Source organism: Dysosmobacter segnis, assembly GCF_014297285.1.
In the GTDB taxonomy this organism is placed as follows: domain Bacteria; phylum Bacillota; class Clostridia; order Oscillospirales; family Oscillospiraceae; genus Oscillibacter; species Oscillibacter segnis.
Genome location: NZ_JACOQI010000023.1, coordinates 12957 through 35963 on the forward strand (window position 1 = coordinate 12957; position 23007 = coordinate 35963).

The following is a 23007-nucleotide window of genomic DNA, read 5'->3' on the forward strand; positions in this document are numbered from 1 at the left end:
AGCAACGCATACATCCATGCAAAGACGCAAAAGGGGCAAGCAATGCCGGTGTTAATACACTCGGCCCGCAGAGGGAAAAATCCTGCCGTGATTTCCCCTCCGCTTTGCTTGCCCGGGGCAGCGCCCCCAAACCCCTTTGAACACAGAATTTCATTCTGTGGCTGCTCATTCTGCGAACGCTTTGGACCATGACCGGCTCACCGCTGGCCGTGGTCTTTTTCCTGTTCTTTTTTCTGTTCCTCGTCCATGTTCAGCACCCGATCCACATTGGCCTTTGCCGTTAAAAGCTCCCGCATTTCTTCACGGGAGCGCCGGTACTCGGCGTAGGTTTTCTTCTTTTCCTCCAGCGGTTTGGAATACTCAGCTTGCAAGTCCTTAACCTTGGGCAGCTTCTTCACGCCCATCTCATCAAAAGCATTTTTGGCTGCCTGATGGAGCAGGATTTCTTCCTCATGTTCCTCCCGAAATTTTCGAGAATAACCCGCCTTGCGGTATGCCACATAGACCTCACGGGTCTTGGCATAATTTACGATGTGAGTACGCAGAACAGCGATCTCTGCCATGCGCTTTTCAGCCGCTTTGATCTGCACCGAAAGCTCATTGTGATGTGCTGTGACTGCCGCCGCTTTTTCTGCCAGCTCCGCATAATCCAGCAGCTGATGTTTGGTAAGAAAATTTACAGTCTGCGCCATCTGTTTCAGGTTAAAAACCTTGGCCCAGCGCGCATACCCAGCGCCTTTCCCAGCCTGTAATTTTGCCTGAATATCCACCAGCAGATTGACCTTGGGCGGCTCCGGCTGCACGGCGGAATTTTTACGGGGCGTATACTGTTTTTCACCGGCCAGCACCGCACGGATTTCTGCTTCACTGTACCCGGCCCCCAGCTTGTCACCCATGTGGGCTATATTCTTCCAGCCAGGTGCTTTGATCCGGATCGCTTTCCCGCGCCGGGATACTTCACAGCCCATTTCTGTAAGCAGTTTCAACAATGCGTCAAAGTCAGCGGGCTTTTGCTCCAGCGCACGGTCAATCATCACACGCAGATGTTCCCGATGGGAGGGCTTGGCCTGATCATCCAGCCATTTGTTGTAGCTTTTTCCGTGGGGCTTGGGATTCTCTACAATGGACAATCCGTTCTCGATACAAATGGTGTCACCTAAATGTCGAACAGCTCTGGTGCTTCCCCAAAAGTTACGGAACTTCCGGTCGCAATCCGTATTGACCGCCGACCAGATGATGTGATTATGGATGTGCGATTTGTCTATGTGGGTGCAGACCACAAAGGCGTGATTGCCCTTGGTAAACCGCTTGGCAAATTCCACGCCCAGGCGGTTTGCTTCCTCCGGTGTAATCTCACCGGGTTTGAATGACTGGCGCACATGGTAAGCGATCACATCGTCTGCCCCGCGCACCCGCCCGGTGGCGGCGATATGCTGCCGCTTTGCCAGCAGAAACTCGACATCGGCGGTCCGGCTGTCACAGCCATAGCCGGTAATCAGTTTTCCGTTGTCGGTCTTTTGCGGATTTGCCACATAATCAATAATATCGCTGTTTGCTCGGCTCTCAGTGCGCCTCTTTCCGATATGCAGGGGCATGATGCGTGTGGTTGCCATAGAAGGGCCTCCTTTCCAAAAAAGAAAAGGACAGCTGTGCGAGCTGTCCTTTGGTTAAGCTAAATTTTCAACAGGCTGCTGTGCTTTTAAGACTGCAATCCGTTTGGTATTCACAAAATGAGTTGCATACCATTTCTCAATTTCCAGATTTCCGCTTTTGCTGAACCGCAGCGGAATTACCGGCTTGTGTCCCTGCCCATTTTTCTTTTTAGTGCTTATCGGCTTAACTCAGCATACCACAAGAAGTAGCAACAGCTCTGGTTAAGCGAAGGAAGATCTGATTGCCAGTCATACGGCGGTTGAAACGGAAGCAGTATTCATCCAGATTTGCCTGAAGGTTGGTGCATCTTCCATGATAGGTTCCTAGCAGGAAGGCCTTTAGATTGCTGATTGCCTTATGCAGCCAATGCAGATCGTTGGTCTCGTACCGTTTTGCGTTCAGCTCCACGCCTTCCAGATTCATGTAACTCCGATACCCATTGCATTCTACCTTCGTTTGTGGAGCGAAGTACTGGTCAATGATCTCCTGCAATGTTTTGCCCTGTATGTTTTCAACCACTTTCATCCTGGCAAACAGAGGCATGCCATTTTCAGCTTTTGACACCGCTACTACAATCTTGGCTTTTTCTGTACCACGGCCACGCTTTCCGTTATGAGATGGTCCGCCAACATAGCCGTCATCCAGCTCTACGATGCCGAAAAGCAAATATTTTTCGCCTCTTTGGCCCATAGCGGTACGACTGCGATTCAGTAAATGCCATGCGGAATCGTAACAGATCCCCAGTGTACGGCTCAACTGAACAGCAGAAATGCCTCTTTTATCCGTTGCGCACAGATAGATCGCCCAGAACCAGATCGTCAAGGGCAGGTGCGTGCGGTGCATGACCGTTCCGGCGGTAACAGAAGTCTGGTGTCGGCAGGAACGACACTGGCAGGTATTCCGGCCTTGAATAGGATAGTATTCCACACAGCCACACTTAGGGCATACAAACCCATTGGGAAAGCGTAGCCGAAACAATTCCGCCCTGCAAGCGTCCTCACTATTGTAACGGTGGCGAAATTCCTTGAAGGTGATTGCTGCTGCGTGTGCCATGGTGATGCCCCCTTTTTGTTCTGGGAACATTATCTCATATCACCTGTCCGATAATATGGACATTATCAAGTTGTTGTGGCTTGCTGAGTTAAGCCGATAAGCATTTTCTTTTTTACACCCCACTGCTTGTAGTAACAGAAGGAGGGTTTTAAGCCAGTTTTCTGTGCGTACACCCGCATCTGGTGCATGATGAATGAGAGTTTGCGCAGATTGACAGTACATACCCGTTCCAGATAATCAATCCGCCCAAACCGCCAGTCCTCATATTTCTGTTTTGGCAGGACACCGATCTCCATCAGTACATCTACCGGAGTCGCATAACCACGGCGCTGGCATTGATGATAGACCGCTGAATGTACTTTTCCAATCAGTTCTTTTTCAGTCATGGCAGTTATCTTTCTTATCGTGCCAGTTTTTCAAGACAGCCTCTACCTGAGCAATCAGCTGTTCCTTGTCCGGCATATAGAGAACATACCGGGATGCGAAGATATTGTTGGACAGACCGCCCAAGGCATATTCCGCCGCGATGCTGTCTTTTTCCGTACAGAGGATAATACCGATAGGCGGGTTATCGTCAGGGTCGTTGACTTCTGCCGCATAGTAGTTTAAGTACATATTGAGTTGACCGGCAGCCTCTGGTGTCAGTTTTTTCGTTTTCAGTTCAATCAGTACATAAGCACGGAGAATTTTATTGTAAAATACCATGTCCACATAGTAGTGGGTATTGTTCAGGGTCACGCGCTGCTGGGTTCCGACAAACATGAAGCCCCGTCCAAGTTCCAAAAAAAACTTTTCGATCTGTACGACAAGAGCGTTTTCCAAATCGCTTTCCAATATGGGCTTGTTCTCCGGCACACCCAAAAACTCGAACACATAGGGATCACGGATGATGTCAGCTGGCTGATTGATTTCAATCCCTTTCTGCGCCAGAGAGAGGACCTTTTCTTTATTCGCATCTCCGCTGGAAAGTAGTAGCCGTTCATACAGTGAGCTGTCAATCTGCCGTTTCAGCTCCCGAACTGACCAGCCCGAATTGATAGATTCTTTCTCGTAAAAGCTGCGTTTGTTCTCATCCGTAATACTCAAAAGTTCACAGTAATGAGACCAGGACAATTTGCCAGACACTGTCTGGCATTTTTCATAAGCAAGATAAAATGCCCGCATATTTTGCAAATTAGAACGAGAAAAACCTTTTCCAAATTCCCGTGTCAGCTCTTTGGAAAGTTCCCTTAAGGTTTGTTTTCCATAATCCGCGCGAATCTGATTTTGCTGTTCATACTCCACGATAATCCGGCCAATGTTCCAGTAGGTTGTCAAAAGCTGCGTATTAACCTGCTGTGCAACATTTTTTCTGGCGTTTTCCAGCAGCTCTCGGATTTCCAAAACCATGGAGTTGTTTGGCGTTAATTGATTTTCCATACACGCCCTCCTTTATCTAAAACTATCCGCACTCGGCGGCAGAATATATTCTTAGATAGTATATCCTATTTTTAATGGAAAGCAAAATAACATCAGTGGCATATTTTATCCATAAACCAAATCCTGAATGGTAAACTTCAAGTCCTGCACCTTGCCCAGCAGCCAGATGGCAGCCATTGGCAGACCATAGGGACTAATAAGGAATGCCATCACCAGCAGGATAATGCCGTTTTGCAGGGAACAGGTCAGCAGAACCGCCACACCCAGCAGGACGATCACCATGCTGATAGCCTGCCTTGGCTACCTCATCCAAAATCCACACAAATACCCGATCCACGGTCTCTTCGGTGAACCGATGCCGGAAGTTATAGCTCACCGTGGAAAAATGCGGCGTTTCCTCCTGCAAGGGATAACCGAGAAACCAGCGATAGCAATTGTTTGCGCTGACTTCTTCCGCTGTCCGCCGCAGTGAGGGAAGGCCGTACAGATGCTGGATCAGCACCATCTTGAACAGCACCACAGGGTCGATGCTGGGGCGCCCATTATCCTCACTGTACAGGGGTTCTACCATTTCGTAGAGCCGGTTAAAACCTACCGCCGCATCTATTTTTCTCAGCAGATGGTCTCTCGGCACCAGTTGGTCTATGACTACGAACTCTACCAGATCTCGATCCATTTTCCCACGTTCCAGCATCTTTCATCACCCTTGTCCATTCTACCATATCTATCAGAAAAAGCCCAGCTCCAGCCGGACTTTTTCGATATGCTGAGCTGCCGGGGAGTTGATCTCCCCGGCAGCTTTTTTGCGGTCAGCAGAAGGTTGGATTCCCGCAGAAAAATGCCCGAAGGAGATGTTCCTTCGGGCATTGCGTGTATTCGGCAGAAATCAGCTGCTTTTTCCCAGATACGCTTCCTTCACCCGGCTGTCCGCCAGCAGCTCCGAGCCGGTGCCGGACATGGTGATGGTGCCGGTCTCCAGCACATAGGCGAGGTCCGCGATCTTCAGGGCCATGTTGGCGTTCTGTTCCACCAGCAGCACCGTGACGCCCTGCCGGTTGATCTCCCGGATGATGGAGAAGATGTCCTGCACCACCAGCGGGGCCAGGCCCAGAGACGGTTCATCCAGCATCATCAGCTTGGGGCGGGACATGAGGGCACGGCCCACGGCCAGCATCTGCTGCTCGCCGCCGGAGAGGGTGCCCGCCAGCTGCCAGCTCCGTTCCTCCAGACGGGGAAACAGGCTGTACACCCACTGGATGTCTTTTTCAATCTCCGCCTTGTCCCGGCGCAGATAGGCCCCGATCTTCAGATTTTCCAGCACCGTCATATCCGGGAAGACCCGGCGGCCCTCCGGACTCATGGCGATGCCGGTGGAGATGATCTTGTCGATGGACTTGCCCAGCAGCTCCTGCCCGTCCCACTGGACGGAGCCGCCGGAGGCCTTTACCAGTCCGGTGATGGTCCGCAGGGTGGTGGATTTGCCTGCGCCGTTGGCACCGATCAGCGTCACGATCCTGCCGTCCGGTACTTCCAGAGAAATGCCCCGGAGGGCCTGAATGCCGCCGTAGTGGACCTGGAGGTTTTCAATTTTAAGCATCGTCAGCCACCCCCAGATACGCGTCGATGACGCGCTGATTTTTTTGGATCTCCGCCGGTGTGCCGTGGGCGATCAGCTTGCCGAAATCCAGCACATAGATGCGGTCGGAAATGCCCATGACCAGATTCATGTGGTGCTCGATGAGGAGAATCGTGATCTTGAATTTTTCCCGGATCTCCCCGATAAAGGCTGTCAGCTCCTCCGTTTCCTGAGGGTTCATGCCGGCGGCCGGCTCATCCAGAAGCAGCAGCTTCGGCTCCGCCGCCAGTGCCCGGGCGATTTCCAGCCGCCGCTGCTTGCCGTAGGGCAGGCTGGTGGCCAACTCGTTTTTCACATCGGACAACCCTACGATCTCCAGCAGCTCCTCCACCTGTGCCCGCTGGGCCGCTTCCTCCTTCCGGTTCAGCCGGAACGCGGCGGAAAACACGCTGCTGGTGGAGCGGCAATGCTTGGCGATGAGCACATTGTCGAACACCGTCTGGGTCTTCCACAAACGGATGTTCTGGAAGGTCCGGGCCATGCCCGCCCGGGTGATCTTATCCGGGGTAGGGGAGAGGGTCTCCGTGTAAAGTCCGTCGCACTGGCCCTTGTACTGCTTTTTCATTTTGCCCTGGGGGTGGTTTTCGATGATCTTTGCCCCATCGAACCACACCGCGCCGTTGGTGGGCTGGTACACGCCGGTGATGACATTGAAGGCGGTGGTTTTTCCCGCGCCGTTGGGGCCGATGAGGGCCACGATCTCCCCCTCGTTGACCACCAGCTCCAGATCGTCCACAGCCACAACGCCGCCGAACTGCATGGTGATGTGATCCAGTCTCAAAAGCTGCTCACTCATGGCTGTACCGCCTCCTTCGTTGCTTTTTTCTGCCGCTTTTTCAGGAGATCCGGCAACTCTTTATCTCCCATGATGCCCTTCCGGAAGAACAGCACCACCACCATGATGATGACGGAAAACACCACCATGCGGAAGCCAGTCCGCAGGAACGGCACCTTGAAGCTGCCGATGTAGGTCTCGGTATCCAGAAACCGCAGCCACCACTCGCTGGCCGCCACGTACAAAAACGCCGCAATGCAGCTTCCGGAAATGGAGCCGATGCCGCCGATGACCACGATCAGCAAGATCTCGTAGGTCATGGCCGTGGTGAACACCTTGGCCTGCGCCTGATTGGCGAACATGGCGAACAGGCCGCCGCCCACTCCGGCGAAAAACGAGCTGATGCAGAAGGCCAGCCGCTTGTGGCGGGCCAGATTGATGCCCATGGCCTCTGCCGCCACCTCATCGTCCCGGATAGCCTTGAAAGCCCGGCCGTAGGTGGAGTTGATCAGCAGCACGATCACCGCCACGCACACCCCCGCCAGCAGAAACGGTACGAAGGTGGACAGCCGCAGAATCACCTTGCCGTCGGCATTCTGGATATTGAAGCTGGAGAAGGTGGGGAAGCTCTTCAAGGCGTTGGCGCCGTTGGTCACAGGGCCGAGGGGGTCCCACTGGAAAATGGCCCGGATGATCTCCGCGAAGCCCAGAGTGGCAATGGCCAGATAGTCGGATTTCAGACGCAGCACCGGCAGGCCGATGAGCCACGCCACCGCTGCCGCCGCGCAGCCGCCCAGAAACAGGGCCAGCAGAACGCCCAGCACCAGCCCCACAGCCCCGCCGCCGAACAGCTCCGGCAGGGAGAAATTCACGGCGGAGCCGTTATAGAGATAGTACACCGCTTCCCGGTCCGCCGTGGGAATGGTGAGAATGGCGTAGGTGTAAGCGCCCAGCAGCATGAAGCCCGCCTGCCCCAGAGAAAACAGGCCGGTGAAGCCGTTGAGCAGGTTCATGGACACCGCCACCAGCGCATATACCGCGCCCTTTTTCAGAACGGTGAACAGCATCCCCGTGGGCTTCATGGTGTTTTCCAGCAGGATGACCAGCGCCAACAGTGCCAGCGCGCAGAGCAGGGCGATCACCGTGCCCCGTTTGCTTTTCTTTTCGTTCAGCACAGTCGATCCCCCCTTACACTTTGTCCGTGACCTTTTCGCCGAACAGACCCGTGGGCTTCACGCAAAGCACCACGATCAGGATGGCGAAGGTAAAGGCGTCGGAAAAGACGCTCCAATCGGAGCCCTTGATGACGCTCTCGCAGATACCGATGAGAAACGCCCCCACCACAGCGCCGGGAATGGAGCCGATACCGCCGAATACCGCCGCTACGAAGGCCCGCAGTCCCGGCAGGGAGCCGGACAGGGGGACGATGGACTGGTAGTTGGTGAAGTACAGCAGGGAGCCGATGGCCGCCAGCAGAGAGCCGATGATGAAGGTCACGGAGATCACGCTGTTGATCCGGATGCCCATGAGCTGCGCGGTTTCAAAATCCCGGGACACGGCCCGCATGGCCATGCCGATCCGGGTGTGGTTGATGAGCTGGGTCAGGGCCGCCACCAGAAGCACCACCAGCACCGGCGTGACCACCGTCACATACTTGGTGGATACCCCCGCAATGGTCAGCTGGTTGGACAGACCGGGCAGGGCGGGGTACATCTGGGGCAGGCCGCCGGTGACATAGGTCGCCAGATTTTGCAGCAGATAGCTGACGCCGATGGCGGAGATCATCACCGACATCCGGGGGGCTGTCCGCAGAGGCTTGTAGGCCGCCCGCTCGATGATGAAGCCCAGCAGCACCGCCAGAATGATCATCAGGGGAATGGCCGCGGCCAGCGGCAGGCTGGCGCTGAGGTAGACCATCATCAGACCGGCTACCATGAATACATCGCCGTGAGCGAAGTTGATCAGCCGCAGGATGCCGTAGACCATGGTGTAGCCGATGGCGATGAGGGCGTACTGCCCGCCCAGCGATATGCCGGAGAGCAGAATGGAGATGCCGTATTGCACGGGGAACCCTCCCTTTTCTTTCAAGTTTTACGCGGAAGGCACACGGCGGAGCCGTCTTGAAAAAAGCCGCGGAGCGGCTGCTTTCGGGGCGGTCCCGGCCTTGGGGCACTTTTACGCGAACCGTCTGTAAACGGTAAGACCGCCTGACGGGGGAGTCCCCGCCAGGCAGGTCGGCAGGATCGGATCAACCGGCTTTCTGCATCGTTTCCAGAGCCCAGGCGTTGTTGGCGGTGTCAGCCACCTTGATGTAGGCAGTGTCGCGGATAGCGTCGCCGATGTCGTCAAAGGCGATGTCGCCGGTGACGCCGGTGTAGGTTACACCGGGCAGCGCGGCCTTTACAGCGGCGGGATCGGTGGAGCCGGCGGCCTTCAGAGCCTCCAGCGCCACATAGTAGGCATCATAGCCCATGGCAGTGACGGCTGCGATGGTGTCATTGCCGCCGTTGTTGGTCATGGCGGTGGCGTCCTCGTTCAGTCAGGCCTTGATGCCCTCGTCGAATTCGGGAGAGCCGCCCTCCTGATAGAACGTAGAAACATACAGCTGCACATCGGAACCGGCAGCCGCCTCCAGCACCTTGTTGCTGTCCAGCGTATCGGAGCCGAGGATGGGGATCTCCAGCCCCATGGACGCGGCCAGCTTGATAATCTGTGTCGCATAGGCAATGGACACCGGGCAGAAAATGACCTCAGCCCCCTGATCCTTTGCCTTGGCAAGATACGTGCTGAAATCGGAGGTGTTGGTGGGGAAGGAGTCGGTGATGACCTCGCCGTCAAAGGCGTCGGTGAAGTACTTGATCAGGCCCTGATCGTACTCGTTGCCCAACTCGCCCAGGCAATAGGCCTTCTTGGCGGAGAACTTTTCCTGCGCGAAGTTGGCCAGAACGGTGCCCTGGAAGGGGTCCAGGAAGCAGATGCGGAAATAGTAGTCATTGCCCGCAGTGACGCCGGGGTTGGTGCAGGTCACGCCGATGGCGGCCAAACCCGCTTCACCGAAGATGGGGCCGCCGGCCATGGCGCAGCTGGAGCCGTAAGTACCCAGCACCAGAGAAACGTCCTTGCTCACCAGCTCAGAAGCGGCGGTAGGAGCCTTGGCGGAATCGGAGCCGTTATCGGCATAGACCAGCTCTACCTTGTAGGTCTCGCCGCCGATGTCCACGGTGGGGGTCATATGGTTGGCGTACTGCATACCCAGCATCTCCTGCTTGCCGCCGGCGCCGGAGTCACCGGTAGCAGGCTCAAATACGCCGATCTTTACGACTTTTTCGCCGGAAGCGGCGTCAGAACTGCTCTGACTGCCGCTGCTGGCATCGCTGGAGCTGTCAGCGCCGCAGGCCGCCAGACTCATGGACATAGCCAGCGCCAGCGTGATGGAAACAAACTTCTTCATTCAATTCCTCCTCCTTGCGAGATCTGGACTGCTCAAAGCGTCCGCCTCTTGTAGATGGATGTTTTTTATGCAGATACAATACCGCCCGCAAGAGAAAATCCGCACAAAATTTTTCCTGCGGTTTTCGCAGGCTTTTCACCAAATGACCATGAAGCGTAATCAAATGTATTTGGTATACGAACAAATTGGCTGATTTCAGAAAATGCAGCTTTTTTCGCTGTCCGTCAGAAACGGACAGTGCCTCTGGTAATTTTGACTAAAAAAATTTGAGTTTCTTGGACGAAACGTAAAAGCAAAGGGCGGCCAGCAGTGTTTCTGGCCATGTAAAAGGGGCGGCATCTGCCGCCCCTTGCGTTTAAGAGCCTTTGCGTGTCTGAAACCCCGCGATATGGAAACGGTAAGTGCCCTTGCATCTGCCGCCTGCGAAGTAGGCCTTCCAATCACGGCTGCGGCTGATGGACGATGCCCACAAACAGCGGCAGGCCGTCAGTCCCGGTGATGGCGAACACGAAGGGACGGTTCAGAACGAAATCCACTTCCTCCTCCGGCGGGGCGGCTGTGCCGCACACCATCATAACGGTATAGGCCGCGGCGGTGACGCCTTCCTCGTCAACGGTCACGCGGGCGGCGTGCTTGGCCTGAGAGAGATAGGCCGCCGTATCATCGGTCATGGGGGAAAAGTCCGAGATCGCCGGATCAAAGACATCCGTGATGCCCAGAGCCTTCAGGCTGTCTGCCAGATCCAGATCCGACGCGATGTCGAACTTTGGCAAAGCGAGGTTGACGATGAGGTATTTGCTCTCCGCGCTCTCACCGCCGCTGAGAAGGAAGTCCATAGCCGCTTCATCGGCCAGCAGCTCCTCCGGCGCAACGCCTTCGTCCGGCAGTAGGAGCCACATGGCGCCGCTGCCCTCCAACCGCTTGGAAACCGCGGAGAAATGGTCGCTCCAGTAATAGGTGTTCGTCCCGCGCTGACGCATGAAGTCACAGGTCGTATCGCCGCTGTCGGCGTGGAAGGTATCCGGCACGGTGTTGGCTTCGGAGAACTCGCCGCTCCACTTGGCCCGGAAATAGATGGTGGACGCCAGCGCGAGGATCGTTTCCTTGTCCATTGTCAGGCCGGAGGCTTGCTCCTTCAAAAGCCCGCCGGTCTGCTGGTCGATCCAGTCCTGAAGCGCCTTGTCAAAGGCGGCGGCGCCCATTTCGCCCCGGAAGGACGAGGCGTAATCATACTTTGCCAGCGCGTCCATGGTTTCCTGCTTGAAGCTGATTTTGTCGCTGAGCCACAGGGAGTTGGCCAGAATACTGGTCACCGCGCCGTCATCACAGTAGTTGGCGTTCCAGACAGCGGCGGCCTCGGCCCGGAGGGCGTCCACATCGCCGCTGCCCAGCAGAGCGAGGATCTGCTCCCGGCTCTCGCCGCCTGTCACCTCTGCCAGCATAGCGAGGGCCATGTAGAGGTTGATGGGGGAGCAGACCTTGTTCTCTCCACTGCCGCCGGTGAGAAGCTGGGGAATGGCGGCGCGGAGGTAGCCGTCCAGCACGTCCGTATAGCCCTCCGGCTGATCCGTCTGCTTTCTGCGGTCTGCCTGCCATGCGTCATAAACCTTATTGAAACCGTCACTGTCAAAGTCTCCGTTGGGTTTGCTGAACTTGGTTTCGTCCGGGTACTGCGCCATCTGGGGATACTGCGGGGCGGCCAGCTGGTACTTGCTGGCGGTTTTTGCCTTGGGCTGCGCGCAGGCGGTCAGGGAAATCAGACTGACCGCGGCAAGGAGAAGAGCGAAGATCCGTTTCATGAGAAGCACCTCCATCTGAAAAAATGAAAACGACCGTCTATATTGATATAGACGGTCGTTTTTCAAAAAAGTTTCACAAAATGTCAGTTTTCGTACCGGGTCCAGTCCGGGTTCGCATTGAGGTCGGTCCAGGTCTCATAGCTGCCGGCCTTGCGCCTGTAATCGTGGGAGTTGGTAGCCTCCTGAATGGCCAGATAGAACCAATCGCCGGGGCCGCAATCCGGCCAGACGTTCATGCCGGGCAGCAGATCGCTGGGGTCCTCCGGGACCCGATTCAGCATCCGGTTGATCATGGTCACGGCCTGGGCGCGGGTGATATAGGCGTCAGGGCGGAAGGTGCCGTCCTGGAAGCCGCTGATCCAGCCCAACTCTGCCGCCCGCTCGATATACGCCTTGGCCCAATGGCCCTCGATGTCGGAGAAGGTGCGGCTGCCGTTGCTCTTGCCGGTGTCGAACCGAGCGCAGATAGCGGCAAACTGGGCCCGGGTGATGGGATCTCCGGGGCCGAAGGCTGCGGCATCATAGCCCCGGACAATGTCCAGTCCCGTCATGGTGGAGATGGCGGTGTTGGCCCAGTGACCGTCCGGTACGTCGGTGTAGGTGCAGCCGGTCAGCAGGTTGGCATCACGGACGGAGTCCTTCAGCAGGCGGAAGAAGATGGTGGCCACGCCTGCCCGCGTCATGCTGTCATTGGGACGGACTGTACCGTCTGGCCCACCGACGATATAGGCATAGTGGTCATCGGTGAACAGCGCAGGCACTGCGGCCTCGGTATTGTAGACAGTGATCCTGCTGTTTTTGCCTGTATTGGTCGGGTGCTTGCCCCCGCCCAATCGGTAGCCCTCAGGCGGCACGGTCTCGACCCAGTAGTAATCGCCGCTTTGGGAGACCTCTGCCTGTGTCCAGCCGTACCGGTTGGTCTCGTAGACGCCGAGCCTTGTATCGGATCGGGTCCCGACACGCCACAGCTCAAATTTCGCGCCGCTCAGCGGCGTACCGTCCCCGGCATCAAGCTTGGTGAGCCGGAGCGTGTAGCCGGTGTCGTCATCGTCGCCGCTGCTGTTGCGTGTCCACTGCGCGTACAGATGAATATGGTCTGTCACCGTGATCGAAGAGCCGGGGACATGGTGCGTGCCGCTCCCATCGCGCTGAGTGTTCCAGCCGACGAAAGAGTGCCCGTCGCGGACGTAGCCGTTTTCGGATACCACGGCCAGATCTCCGAAGATGTAGCTGCGGCTGTCAACCGTTTCGCCGGAGTCCGCGCCGTTTCTGTGGTAAGTCACGGTATAGGTCTGGGCGGTCATCCTGGTCCGGCAGATGCTGGAGGGGATCACGACAGAGGTGACGGTACTGCCGCTGGATACTTTGCCGCTGATATGGGCGGCGGTGTTCAGAGATTCACCGGCGGCGAAAGCTGCTGCATCCAGAAGACCGGCGCATTTCAACACCATCTTGACGGAGGATTTTCCCGCAATCGCGGCTTTCCAACCGGGCAAGGGGGTGCAGGTGACGGTGACCGTATGGCCGGAGACACTGGCCGTGCCGTCGAGGATGCCGTCACCGTCGAAGGTGTAAAGGCAGTTTCCGCTGTCACCGGTTTTGGCTGCGAGACGGCTGTCCAATTCCACAACAAAGGACATGGCCGGGATATCGGCCGATGCCATGTTCAGCATACCGCGCAGGCTGTCCGACATGGTGTAGGTCACGGTATAGGGGACCTCGTAGGGCGCGGCATCAGAGGTCTTCGCAATTTCTGTAGGGCCTGAGATGCCGACGCTGCCGAAGTCGGTGGTAGGCTGTGCCAGCGCAACCGCGCAGCCGTTCGTATAGCCGTTGGGAAGTGTCAGACGGATGCCGTCGTCAGTAATTTTTGTGCTGTATACCCTGACCTCCGCGCCGGACACCGGTTTACCGTCCGCACCGGTCTCCTGTACCAGCGCGTAGACCGGAAGTGCTTTGTTGAAGGTCAGCCCGCCCACTGTCAGCTCGGCCGCGCCGTCCCGCTGCGCCCAGAAGGTGGCGAGGGGAGCGTTCCAGCCGTTCGCATCAGCCTTGCCGGACAAGGCGGTCACACTCTCTTTGCTGGCGTTGCCCAACTTGATGTCCAAACTGTTCTCCGCGGGGGTGACGGTTGTAGAGTTAATCTGGAAATAGACATTCTGATTGTCAAGTTCTGTGTTCTGTGAGATATACAAATAATGATTGCTGCTGCCGTTGCCCTGGTTGCTTATTGTAATATCATTTTCGGTTCCGGTGGAAGAATCTTTAACATCGGTGGCGTTCATTGTGTTATCACGGATTGTGCCGCCCTGAAGTTCAACTTTGGAATTATTCTTATATTGATAAATTCCGCCGCCGACAGTCTGACTGACATTGCCGGATATTTCGCCGCCGTACATCGTGAACGATGTATTACTGCTGATCATAATACCGCCGCCATTTTTCACTGCGGTATTCCCCTTAACTTCAGCACCTTCGTACATATTTATGACCACTTCACCATGACCCGCGGTCGCAACGCCGCCGCCTCGGCTGCTTGCGTCATTATTGTTGATTTTACCATATATATCAACAATTGCATCTCGTTGAATATAGAGGGTTCCATAGAAGACGCTGTTATGATGAATATTGCTGTCAGCGCCAATCAACAGTGTGCCGAACTTGAACTGTATTGGAGTTTTATTGTTTTTAATGCCAGATATTTCACCGTGAATTGTAATTGTATTGCGGTCTGTACCATAATCATCTTTGTTAACAAGACTCCAAGTGGGATCTTCGTTCGTTTTGATGCCAGCTGCATCGGAATTGCCGAGGAAGGAGCCGGTGGCCATTTCAAAAACTGCTTTATCAACGAAGACCAATACGCCCTCTGTACAATCGGAAATTTTCCCGTTTAAGGTTGCCTTTGCACTGCCGCGCAGGTGAATGGCCGTGCCGTCCTTGCCCTGCCACATAGCGGGATTGCCGATGATGCCGCTGATCGTGCCGCCGACGCTTACGCTGCCACCGTCCGCGTAGACCGCGCGGCCGTTTACATTTTTAATTTCCGCACCATTTTCCATCTCGAAATCGGAACCCTGCAGCCAGACCGCACCGGCGGGGCCGACGGAGCCTGCATCGCCTTTGCTTCGTGTGATCGACGAAGCATCCTCGATCACGCTGCCGGGCTCCATCACCAGCTTGGCTTCGCCAGTGGCGCGTACCGCCGACATGCCGCCGAAGTTCCGCAGCACCGCGCCATCACCCAGCGTGATCGTGGTGGTGACGGTTGCGTTGGAGGCGATGATGGCGTCCTGCACATAAACGAGATTATCGTTGCTGGCAGCGCCGACAGAACCATCACTGACGGCCTGAGCAAACACCGTGCCCTCTTTCTTGCCGGCATCGTCAAAAATGATGTTCGTCAGGGTCAGACCGGCGCCCACGCCGCCGGTGGTCTGAACCTCGACCATGGCGGGGTTGTACCAGCTTCGGGCGTGGTCGCTCTGCGTGGTAAAGCTATTGTCGCGCGTAACAGTGTAAGGGCCGCCCTCGCCGCTGGTGATCGTCAGCGACTTGCTGTAAAAACGGGCGGCGCCGTCATGGTCAGGTCGCTCATGACGTAGACCGTCGCGCCGTCATCCGCTGCGTCGACCGCCTTGGCCAGCGTGGCGAAGGGCTTGTCCGCCGAGCCGTCACCGGTCCCATCATTGCCGCTGCTGCTGACATAGACCGCCGTGCCCCCGTCGGCATAGGCCGCTGCCGGAAGGAGTGTGAGACACAGCACAAGTGCCATCAGGGATGACAAAATCCTTCGTTTCATAGGTTTTTTTCCTCCCTTAAATGTAGGAATATAGAAGAAGTTCAGCCATGGGTTTGTCCCGGCTGAATTTATACCGCGGCGGTGCTGCCGCCCTTGAAGCGGAAGTGAATTGTTTGGCAGTGATGACCAAAATCCGTCAAAATGCAAAATAAATGCGAGGGGGGGACTGGCTATCTGTGTATTTTACCATGCGCGAACATGAAACACAAGGCGTTTGCAGAGTTGACAGACAGAGTTTGCGCTAAGTGAGCGTTAAGAAATTGATGATCCGCTGCGGAACCGGGGGGGGGTGCCTCCTTACCTATATAGGATACGGGCTGAAAGAGGAAAAAAACAAGCGAACGCGCTCGAATGACCATGCCAGATTTTCGGCACAAACCGTGCCAAAATTGTTGGCTCGTGCGGATAGCTGTCATATAATGGAGAAAAAAGCAGAGAGATCACCATGTTTGTCGAACGATTTGACGCACTGACGAATATTGCGGAACTTTCCAACAGCCAGCTGGGACGGGAGATCAGCATGAATCCCTCCCGCATCGGACGGCTGCGCTCCGGTGCACGGCCTCTGCCGAAGCACCACGAGTTTCTGCCCGGGATGTGCGCTTATCTGGCAGCGCACCTACCTTGCGGGAATGATCCGGTGAGAAACCGCACAGCGGGGCAGAACTGTCCGATTCCGTAATAGATAAAACCCCCGGATACCTTGCTCCCCTGACAGGGAGGATAAGGTATCCGGGGGTTTTTATTCCTGGGTTTGCGGGCTCTGCATGGCGGTCAACTCTCTTTTCTGCCTGCGGATGTCCTTGCGAAAGAGGGCGTCTGCCATACCAAGCCTGCGCCGGTAGGCAGATAGGCGGGCACTGTTTGGGCAAAGACTTCCAGACCCATGGGGCCGGTGCAGTGACAGACACCGGCACAGGTGATGGAGCTGTGCCGGAAATAGTCTGCCGTCCGGGCAATGCGTTCCGGGTCCGGGGGTACCAGGTGGGTACCGCCGAAAACGGCCTGGATGGGCCGCTCCGGGAAGCGCCGTTCCACCGTGGAGAGAATGCTGCGGATGCCGTTGTGGGCGCATCCGGTGAGCACCACCAGCCCTGCTGGGGTATCCACCACACAGACCTGCTCCTCCGGGAAGGTATCCAGCACCAGGCGGCCGTCCGGCCCCTCCATCACGGAGGAGGGATGGACCGCTTCCTCTGGTCCGGGGACGGGGAAATTCCCCAGGAGATACACATGCGGAGCGATCTGCATGCAGTCATCTGCCAGACAGCGGAAGCCGGTCAGCCCCTGCTGGAAGAACCAGGATGCCTCCATGGGCGGGCCTACCAGCTCCAGCATCTGGGAATAGGTTTCCTGCTGAGGCGGGTCGCACCGGTGATCCCACCACTTCCGGATGAAAAAGCCGCTATGGGCATAAATGGGTACGTCCGGCGGAAGGAGCTCCGCCAGGCGCAGAAAACCACCGCAGTGATCACGGTGGTTGTGGCTGAACGCCACGGCAGTGACCCGCCGGAGGTCGATACCCAGCTTCTCCGCGTTCCGCAGGCAGGCGTCCCGTTCCCCGGCGTCGAACAGCAGGCGGGTATCTCCTTCCTCCAGGTAGACGGACAGGCCGAATTCCCCCTCAAGGCCGGGGTACAGAACGGCGTTTTCTGATAAGACAGTCAGCTTCATGGCAGGCTTTTCTCCTTGTCAGTTGTTTAAAAAAACGGAGGAAACGCCGGGGCGTCTCCTCCGTTTCTGCAGATGCGTGGGGATTACTGAACGGCAACAGTGCGCTGGAAGGTATCGATCCAGGCTTCCTTGTTGGCGGTGATGTAGGCCTCGTCAAATTCCTTCAGGGCGTTCATGGATTCGTCGCCGAAGGCCAGATAGGTCTTCAGAGAATCGTCCATGGTGGCGTTCTTGTTCACGGGGGCCTCGTTCATGACCTCAGCGATCTTGTCCTGGGTGTCCTTGCTGATGAGGTATTCCACAAACAGCTGGGCCAGCTCAGGGTTCTTGCAGTTCTTCACCACGTTGGCGGTAGCGGGAGCGGAGAAGGAACCCTCGGCGGCGTCCACCCAGACCATGTTCAGGCCGCTGTCGGTCAGGCTGGGCATATTGATGTCCATGAACACGGCGATGTTGGCCTCACCGGTGGTGAAGGCGTTGACAACGTCGGAAGAGGTGGAATACCACAGATCGATGTTGTCCTTCTTCTCCTGCATCAGCTCCATGGCGGGGGTCACATCCTCCTGGCTGCCGCCCATGGCCTCGGCCATAGCCACCAGCATGTAGGGGCCGGCGGTGGAGGTCATGTCGGGCAGAGCCACCATGTGCGCATACTGGTCATCAAACAGACCCTCGTAGGAGGTGGGGGCGGGCAGACCGGCCTTCTCCAGAGCGTCGGCATTGTACATGATGCCGTAGCGGCACAGGGAGTAGCAGGGGCCGTAGCCGTCGGCGTTGACAGCGATGTCATACAGATCGCCGATGCTGGTGACGATGTTGGTGTCGATCTTTTCAAACAGGCCTGCCTCATTGCCGGTCTGGGCAAAGCTCTTGGTCAGCAGGGCCACATCGGCGGTGGGATCGTTCTGCTCAGCCATCAGCTTGTTGAGACGGTCGCCGTTGCCGCTGGTGGGGTCCACCACGATGGTGCAGTTGTACTTGGACTCAAAGTCGGCGGCCAAGGTCTTGAGACCGGCCTCGGCCCAGCCCCAGGTAGCAACGACCAGCTCGGCGCCGCCGAAATCCTGAGTATCGCCAGCTGCTTCGCCGTTTCCGGCGTTATCGGCGGGAGCTTCCTCCTGCTTGCTGCCGCCGCAGGCGGCCAGGCTCAGGGTCATGACCAGAGCCAGCATCAGTGTAAAAATGCGCTTGCTTTTCATTTTGTTTACATCCTCCAGATTTTATTTGATGTCTTTATATACACAGAAATGCTGGGCGGGGAAGTGAAGCAGAACTTCACTGCCCTCCTGCACGTCCGCATATTCGTGGATAGCGGGATATACCATTTCCTCAAAACAGCCGGAGACCTCCAGCCGGGTGGTATGACCCTTGTAGGTGGCACTTTTGACGGTGCCCCGGACAGTATTGACACCTTCCTGCTCCGCAGTCCGGATGTTTTCGGAGCGGATGGCCAGAATGCAGGCATCCCCCTCAGTCAGCTCCTGGGCGGCCTCTGCCGGGACCTGGAGCGTGTGAGCACCGCAGCGGATCAGGCGCATATCTCCCTCTGCTCCGGCGGCGATGCCGTGAAGAAAGGTGGAAAAGCCCATAAAGTCTGCAATAAAGGGAGAGGCGGGCCTGTCAAAGACCTCCTGGGGCTTGCCGATCTGCAAAATGTGGCCGGCATTCATGACGATGACCCGGTCTGCCAAGGAGACGGCCTCCTCATGATCGTGGGTCACGATGATGGTGGTGATGCCCAGCTCCTTCTGGATGCGCTTGATCTCCACCTGCATCTCTACCCGGAGCTTGGCGTCCAGGTTGGAGAGGGGCTCATCCAGCAGCAGAATGGAGGGACGGGTCACCAGAGCCCGGGCCAGGGCCACCCGCTGCTGCTGACCGCCGGAGAGCTGCCGGGGATAACGCTTGTCCATGCCGGTAAGCTTTACCAGAGCGAGCATGTGCTCCACCCGCTCACGGATCTCGTTTTTGGGCAGCTTCTGGAGCTTCAGACCAAAGGCCACGTTTTCAAAAACCGTCATGTGGGGGAACAGCGCGTAATTCTGGAAGAAAATGCCGATATTGCGGCGGTAGGGGGGGATAGTGGAAACGTTTTTGCCGTCCACCAGGATCTGTCCGGCGGTGGGTTCAGTAAAGCCGGCGATCATGCGCAGTGTGGTGGTCTTGCCGCAGCCGCTGCCGCCCAGCAGGGCGATCATCTCGCCTTCGGCAGCCTTCAGGTTCATGGAATCCACCGCAGTGAACTCGCCGAATCGCTTGGTCAGTCCCTGTAATTCCAAAGTAGCCATAGTTTACACCTTTCCGTTCTCACTTAACAAACATGTCCAACCCTACAAACTTCTCCATCAGTACGATCAGAACCAGAGATGCCAAGATCAGCAGTGTGGAGATGGCGGCCAGAGTGGGGTCGAAGGTCAGCTCCATATAGTTCATGATGCGGATGGGCAGGGTGATGAACCTCGGGGTGGAGAGCAGGCTGCTCAGGGCCACCTCGTCAAAGGAATACAAAAAAGCCAGCAGCGCACCGGCCATGATGCCGGGCCGGGCCAAGGGAATGGTGATCTTGAAGAACACCTGAATAGGGGTGGCTCCCATGGAGGTAGCCGCATCCTCCAGCGTCCAGTTGAACACATGGAGTACAGACACCGTGTTCCGCACGATGTAGGGCAGAATGATAATGAGATGGCCGATGAAAATGCGCAGCATACCGGGGACACCGCCGATCTGGCTGTAGACCTGCAGCAGGACAAAGGCGAAGGCCACACTGGGCACATACATGGGAGAGGTGTAGTAGTTCAGCAGAGCGTCCTTGCCCTTAAAGCTGTACCGGCAGACGGATAGGGCCGCCGTGACGCCCAGCAGAATATCCGCCGCTGTGGCCAGAATACCGATTTTCAGGCTGTTCACCAGACCATCCATAAAGTGGGTGGAGGAACCGAAAATATTGGCGTACCATTTCAGGGAGAAGCCCTGGGGCGGGAAGGTGATGAGGGCTGTGGGCGTGAAGGAGGCGATGACGATCACCACCAGAGGCGCCAGCAGGAACAGCATCACCAGAATGGCAAAGATCCGGCAGGGCAGATTCACATCTTTTTCGCGCATATCACTTTCCTCCTCCCATACGTTTCATATATCCGGAGGTGCACAGCACCACCGCGATCTGCACCAGCAGGATCACTGCCAGCAGAATATAGCTGATGGCGGAGGCCGCACCCCAGTCAAAATTCACATTGATCTCCTGGACCACCATGGTGGCCATCATCCGGAACTTGGAGCCACCCAGCAGTTTGGGCGTCACGTAAGAGGTCATGCTCATAGTGAACACCAGAACGCAGCCGGAGATAATGCCCGGCAGGCTCAGGGGGAATACCACCTTGGAAAAGGTCTGCAGAGGAGAGGCGCCCAAGCTGTAGGCCGCGTACTCCACGTTAGGGTCAATGCTCTGGAGCACACCCACCAGAGAGAGGACCATATAGGGCACCAGCAGGTGGATCATACCGATGATGACCGCCGTCTCCGTGTTCAGGATTTTCAGAGGGGTGGAGATGAGCCCCAAGGACTGGAGCAGCTGGTTCAAAAGGCCGTTGGTGCCCAGAATGACCATCCAGCCGTAGGAACGGACCACGGCGCTGACCAAAAAGGGAAACAGGATCACGATCATCATGACCTGCTTCATACGGGACTTGGTCCGGGCCATGTAGAAGGCCGTAGGATAGCCCAGCACCAGAGAGATGGCGGTGGACACCAGGGACACCCGGAGGGTGACCCAGAGGATGTTGCGGTAAAAGGGATCTCCGAAGAAATCCACAAAATCGGAAAAGCCGTTTTCATGCAGGGTGTGGACCAGAATGTAGACCATCGGTGCCACGAAGAAAAACAGCAGGGTCAATACGGTGGGCAGTGCCAGCAGCAGTGCACGGTGTTTACGTTCCATCCGAACTTATCTCCTTTATCTCGTCAATCAAAGGCAGAAGCCGCTTGTGCAGCGCATCCACCAGACCCCGGTCCGTGCATTTCAGCTCCGGCGAAACCGCCAGCGGCATAAGGGTGAAGAACGTCAGCAAATTTTGATGGTTGAAGCCCATGCGGCGGCAGTCCGACAGGAGCTGCTCCATCTGCTCCAGCAGTACCTCCGGAGGCAGATCACACATCAGCCCCGCCAGAGGCAGCGGGATGAGGGTCAGTACCTTGCCGTTTTCCACGGTGCAGAGCCCACCCTGGGATTCCCGGAGGGTGTTGGCCGCCAGAGCCATATCAGCGTCATTACCGCCATAGACCGTCAGGTTGTGGCAGTCGTGGCCGTAGGTCAGTGCGGCGGCACCGGTGACACCGTCCATGCCGGTCAGCAGGCCGATGCCGTGCTGATCCCGGCCGTAGCGGTTGAATACTGCCATTTTTAAGTAAGGAGCTGTTTTCAGACAGGCAAAGCCGTCTCTTTCAGCGGACAGGGGCAGGGCCTTCCGGACCCGCTGGGTGCGGATGGAGACGCCATCCTGGCCGATCAGATTCACCACGGCGGTGCCGCCGGAGAAGCCGGGGCGTACCGGCACCGTGACGGCAAAATCCTCTTCCGTCACGGGACGGAGATGAACGGAGCCCTGCAGGTGGTCTGGAATTTGGTAAGGAGCGGTATGGGGCAGATAGCTGCCATGGTCCCAGACGATCTCTCCGGCCCGGAGCACCAGCTCCGGTCTGGGATGACGCAGATCCTGCACCAGCTGTATATCAGCCTCCATGCCAGGGGCGATGCCGCCAGTGCGGTACAGCCGCAGGCGAACGGCGGGGTTGATGGTGGCGTACCGGATGGCCCGGATGGGGTCCAGCCCCAGCTCGATGGCCCGCTCCACCACGAAGTTCAGATGGCCCTGCCGCATGAGCCGGGGCAGGGGAACATCGTCCGTCACCAGGCAGATGCGGTCCTGCACCGGTGCATCATTCATGGCCTGGACGATTTCCCGGTTCAGCATGCATTCCTGTACCTGCACCGTGAAGCCCAGAGCCAGCTCCTCCCGGAGCTTTTCAGCAGAGGGAACGGTGTGGTCGCTGTCGATGCCCATGGCCCGGAAAGTCTGCAAGCGGCGGCCGGTGAGGGCGGAGACATGGCCATCCAGAAAAACGCCGTGGTTGGCGGCAGCTTCAATGACGGAGAGCATCCGCTCATCCCCGGCGGCGACGGCGTTGAAATCCATGACCTCGCCCAATCCAGCCACGCCGGGAATATCCAGCAGGGCCTCCATCTCAGCGGGGCCAACATCAAAACCGGAATCCTCCAGACCGGGAGCGGAGGGAATGGTGGAGGGGGCGGTCAGCAGCACCCGCAGGGGCAGGGACCGGCAGGCATCTGCCAGACCCCGGACGCCCTCAATGCCAAGGACATTGGCAATTTCATGGGGGTCGGCGCATACCGTGGTTGTGCCGCAGGATAGGGCCACCTGAGCAAAATGCTCCGGCGTCAGCATGCTGCTCTCCAGATGCATGTGAGAATCCACGAAGCCAGGCAGGGCATAAGCGTTGCCGCCATCAATGCTCCGGCGGCTGTCCAGCGCTTCTTCCGGGCCAAAAACCCCGGCGATATGACCGTTGACAATGCCGATAGATCCGCTTACAATAGAGGCGCTGAACACATTGACGATCTGCACATTGCGGATTACCAGGTCAAAGGGGCGTCTGCCCAGCATAGCTTCGGTGATATCTTTCAGCATAGCGGTGTCCCCTCCGTTTCGTATGTCAAAAATAAGACATTTT

Annotated in this window: 18 protein-coding genes and 3 pseudogenes; 1 reads left to right on the plus strand and 20 read right to left on the minus strand. The window is 56.9% G+C overall.

The genetic code is table 11. The features are described 5' to 3' along the window. Positions 1–197: 197 nt before the first annotated feature. The 14 genes and pseudogenes from H8Z83_RS16225 to H8Z83_RS16285 all read right to left on the minus strand — a co-directional run bounded on the left by H8Z83_RS16225 (position 198) and on the right by H8Z83_RS16285 (position 15588). Positions 198–1613, minus strand: a complete 1416-nt coding sequence (locus tag H8Z83_RS16225) for a relaxase/mobilization nuclease domain-containing protein (RefSeq protein WP_187016034.1) — start codon at positions 1611–1613, stop codon at positions 198–200. 223 nt (positions 1614–1836) lie between these two features. Continuing rightward, positions 1837–2706, minus strand: coding sequence for an IS1595 family transposase (locus tag H8Z83_RS16230; protein ID WP_187016035.1), 870 nt, complete (start codon positions 2704–2706; stop codon positions 1837–1839). Positions 2707–2771: 65 nt separating this feature from the next. Next, the gene (locus tag H8Z83_RS16235; RefSeq protein ID WP_436231652.1) at positions 2772–3092 is read right to left on the minus strand and encodes a hypothetical protein; all 321 of its coding nucleotides are present in this window, start codon (positions 3090–3092) and stop codon (positions 2772–2774) included. Then, on the minus strand, positions 3085–4125 hold the full coding sequence (locus H8Z83_RS16240) for a PDDEXK nuclease domain-containing protein (RefSeq protein WP_187016036.1): 1041 nt from the start codon (positions 4123–4125) through the stop codon (positions 3085–3087). The genes H8Z83_RS16235 and H8Z83_RS16240 overlap by 8 nt, the downstream gene beginning before the upstream one ends. A gap of 105 nt (positions 4126–4230) precedes the next feature. After that, a pseudogene (locus H8Z83_RS16245) lies at positions 4231–4413 on the minus strand (CD1845 family protein); the annotation flags it as partial. An 85-nt stretch (positions 4414–4498) separates the two neighbouring features. After that, positions 4499–4819 (minus strand): annotated as a pseudogene (locus tag H8Z83_RS19945) (transposase); the annotation flags it as partial. Between the two features lie 192 nt (positions 4820–5011). Next, entirely contained in the window at positions 5012–5722 is a 711-nt protein-coding gene (locus tag H8Z83_RS16250) for an ABC transporter ATP-binding protein (protein WP_187016037.1), read from the minus strand. Next, the gene (locus tag H8Z83_RS16255; RefSeq protein ID WP_187016038.1) at positions 5715–6557 is read right to left on the minus strand and encodes an ABC transporter ATP-binding protein; all 843 of its coding nucleotides are present in this window, start codon (positions 6555–6557) and stop codon (positions 5715–5717) included. The genes H8Z83_RS16250 and H8Z83_RS16255 overlap by 8 nt, the downstream gene beginning before the upstream one ends. Beyond that, positions 6554–7711 carry a branched-chain amino acid ABC transporter permease gene (locus H8Z83_RS16260; protein ID WP_366464486.1) on the minus strand — a complete coding sequence of 386 codons (1158 nt, stop codon included), beginning with the start codon at positions 7709–7711 and terminating at the stop codon, positions 6554–6556. Before H8Z83_RS16260 ends, H8Z83_RS16255 begins: the two co-directional genes overlap by 4 nt. Positions 7712–7724: 13 nt before the next feature. Then, complete coding sequence (locus H8Z83_RS16265) at positions 7725–8600, minus strand: branched-chain amino acid ABC transporter permease (protein WP_187016039.1); 876 nt, start codon at positions 8598–8600, stop codon at positions 7725–7727. A gap of 184 nt (positions 8601–8784) precedes the next feature. Continuing rightward, a pseudogene (locus tag H8Z83_RS16270) lies at positions 8785–9987 on the minus strand (ABC transporter substrate-binding protein). A gap of 440 nt (positions 9988–10427) precedes the next feature. Then, entirely contained in the window at positions 10428–11786 is a 1359-nt protein-coding gene (locus H8Z83_RS16275; RefSeq protein ID WP_187016040.1) for a serpin family protein, read from the minus strand. 83 nt (positions 11787–11869) lie between these two features. Further along, the gene (locus H8Z83_RS16280) at positions 11870–15238 is read right to left on the minus strand and encodes an S-layer homology domain-containing protein (protein WP_187016041.1); all 3369 of its coding nucleotides are present in this window, start codon (positions 15236–15238) and stop codon (positions 11870–11872) included. Between the two features lie 95 nt (positions 15239–15333). After that, complete coding sequence (locus tag H8Z83_RS16285) at positions 15334–15588, minus strand: hypothetical protein (RefSeq protein ID WP_187016042.1); 255 nt, start codon at positions 15586–15588, stop codon at positions 15334–15336. Positions 15589–16033: 445 nt separating this feature from the next. Between H8Z83_RS16285 and H8Z83_RS16290 the strand changes: the two genes are divergently transcribed. Further along, positions 16034–16270: a hypothetical protein gene (locus tag H8Z83_RS16290; RefSeq protein WP_187016043.1), complete on the plus strand. Its 237-nt coding sequence runs from the start codon at positions 16034–16036 to the stop codon at positions 16268–16270. Positions 16271–16362: 92 nt separating this feature from the next. Here H8Z83_RS16290 and H8Z83_RS16295 read toward each other — a convergent pair whose 3' ends face one another. The 6 genes from H8Z83_RS16295 to H8Z83_RS16320 all read right to left on the minus strand — a co-directional run bounded on the left by H8Z83_RS16295 (position 16363) and on the right by H8Z83_RS16320 (position 22964). After that, complete coding sequence (locus tag H8Z83_RS16295) at positions 16363–17262, minus strand: MBL fold metallo-hydrolase (RefSeq protein WP_187016044.1); 900 nt, start codon at positions 17260–17262, stop codon at positions 16363–16365. An 83-nt stretch (positions 17263–17345) separates the two neighbouring features. Next, on the minus strand, positions 17346–18461 hold the full coding sequence (locus tag H8Z83_RS16300; RefSeq protein ID WP_187016045.1) for an extracellular solute-binding protein: 1116 nt from the start codon (positions 18459–18461) through the stop codon (positions 17346–17348). Between the two features lie 21 nt (positions 18462–18482). Then, complete coding sequence (locus tag H8Z83_RS16305; protein ID WP_187016046.1) at positions 18483–19550, minus strand: ABC transporter ATP-binding protein; 1068 nt, start codon at positions 19548–19550, stop codon at positions 18483–18485. Positions 19551–19569: 19 nt separating this feature from the next. Next, complete coding sequence (locus H8Z83_RS16310) at positions 19570–20364, minus strand: ABC transporter permease (RefSeq protein ID WP_187016047.1); 795 nt, start codon at positions 20362–20364, stop codon at positions 19570–19572. Position 20365: 1 nt separating this feature from the next. After that, positions 20366–21196, minus strand: coding sequence for an ABC transporter permease (locus H8Z83_RS16315; protein ID WP_187016048.1), 831 nt, complete (start codon positions 21194–21196; stop codon positions 20366–20368). After that, a complete protein-coding gene (locus H8Z83_RS16320) occupies positions 21186–22964 on the minus strand; it encodes an adenine deaminase (protein ID WP_187016049.1) in 1779 nt (592 codons plus the stop codon). Before H8Z83_RS16320 ends, H8Z83_RS16315 begins: the two co-directional genes overlap by 11 nt. Positions 22965–23007: the final 43 nt, after the last annotated feature.

What these genes read in the sequence shown, in the direction of transcription:
- H8Z83_RS16255 (WP_187016038.1), bottom strand. Translation starts at nt 6,557, where the DNA reads ATGAGTGAGCAGCTTTTGAGACTGGATCACATCACCATGCAGTTCGGC.
- H8Z83_RS16295 (WP_187016044.1), bottom strand. Translation starts at nt 17,262, where the DNA reads ATGAAGCTGACTGTCTTATCAGAAAACGCCGTTCTGTACCCCGGCCTT.
- H8Z83_RS16225 (WP_187016034.1), bottom strand. Translation starts at nt 1,613, where the DNA reads ATGGCAACCACACGCATCATGCCCCTGCATATCGGAAAGAGGCGCACT.
- H8Z83_RS16275 (WP_187016040.1), bottom strand. Translation starts at nt 11,786, where the DNA reads ATGAAACGGATCTTCGCTCTTCTCCTTGCCGCGGTCAGTCTGATTTCC.
- H8Z83_RS16240 (WP_187016036.1), bottom strand. Translation starts at nt 4,125, where the DNA reads ATGGAAAATCAATTAACGCCAAACAACTCCATGGTTTTGGAAATCCGA.
- H8Z83_RS16315 (WP_187016048.1), bottom strand. Translation starts at nt 21,196, where the DNA reads ATGGAACGTAAACACCGTGCACTGCTGCTGGCACTGCCCACCGTATTG.
- H8Z83_RS16250 (WP_187016037.1), bottom strand. Translation starts at nt 5,722, where the DNA reads ATGCTTAAAATTGAAAACCTCCAGGTCCACTACGGCGGCATTCAGGCC.
- H8Z83_RS16290 (WP_187016043.1), top strand. Translation starts at nt 16,034, where the DNA reads ATGTTTGTCGAACGATTTGACGCACTGACGAATATTGCGGAACTTTCC.
- H8Z83_RS16280 (WP_187016041.1), bottom strand. Translation starts at nt 15,238, where the DNA reads ATGGTCGAGGTTCAGACCACCGGCGGCGTGGGCGCCGGTCTGACCCTG.
- H8Z83_RS16305 (WP_187016046.1), bottom strand. Translation starts at nt 19,550, where the DNA reads ATGGCTACTTTGGAATTACAGGGACTGACCAAGCGATTCGGCGAGTTC.
- H8Z83_RS16285 (WP_187016042.1), bottom strand. Translation starts at nt 15,588, where the DNA reads ATGAAACGAAGGATTTTGTCATCCCTGATGGCACTTGTGCTGTGTCTC.
- H8Z83_RS16230 (WP_187016035.1), bottom strand. Translation starts at nt 2,706, where the DNA reads ATGGCACACGCAGCAGCAATCACCTTCAAGGAATTTCGCCACCGTTAC.
- H8Z83_RS16235 (WP_436231652.1), bottom strand. Translation starts at nt 3,092, where the DNA reads ATGACTGAAAAAGAACTGATTGGAAAAGTACATTCAGCGGTCTATCAT.
- H8Z83_RS16310 (WP_187016047.1), bottom strand. Translation starts at nt 20,364, where the DNA reads ATGCGCGAAAAAGATGTGAATCTGCCCTGCCGGATCTTTGCCATTCTG.
- H8Z83_RS16300 (WP_187016045.1), bottom strand. Translation starts at nt 18,461, where the DNA reads ATGAAAAGCAAGCGCATTTTTACACTGATGCTGGCTCTGGTCATGACC.
- H8Z83_RS16320 (WP_187016049.1), bottom strand. Translation starts at nt 22,964, where the DNA reads ATGCTGAAAGATATCACCGAAGCTATGCTGGGCAGACGCCCCTTTGAC.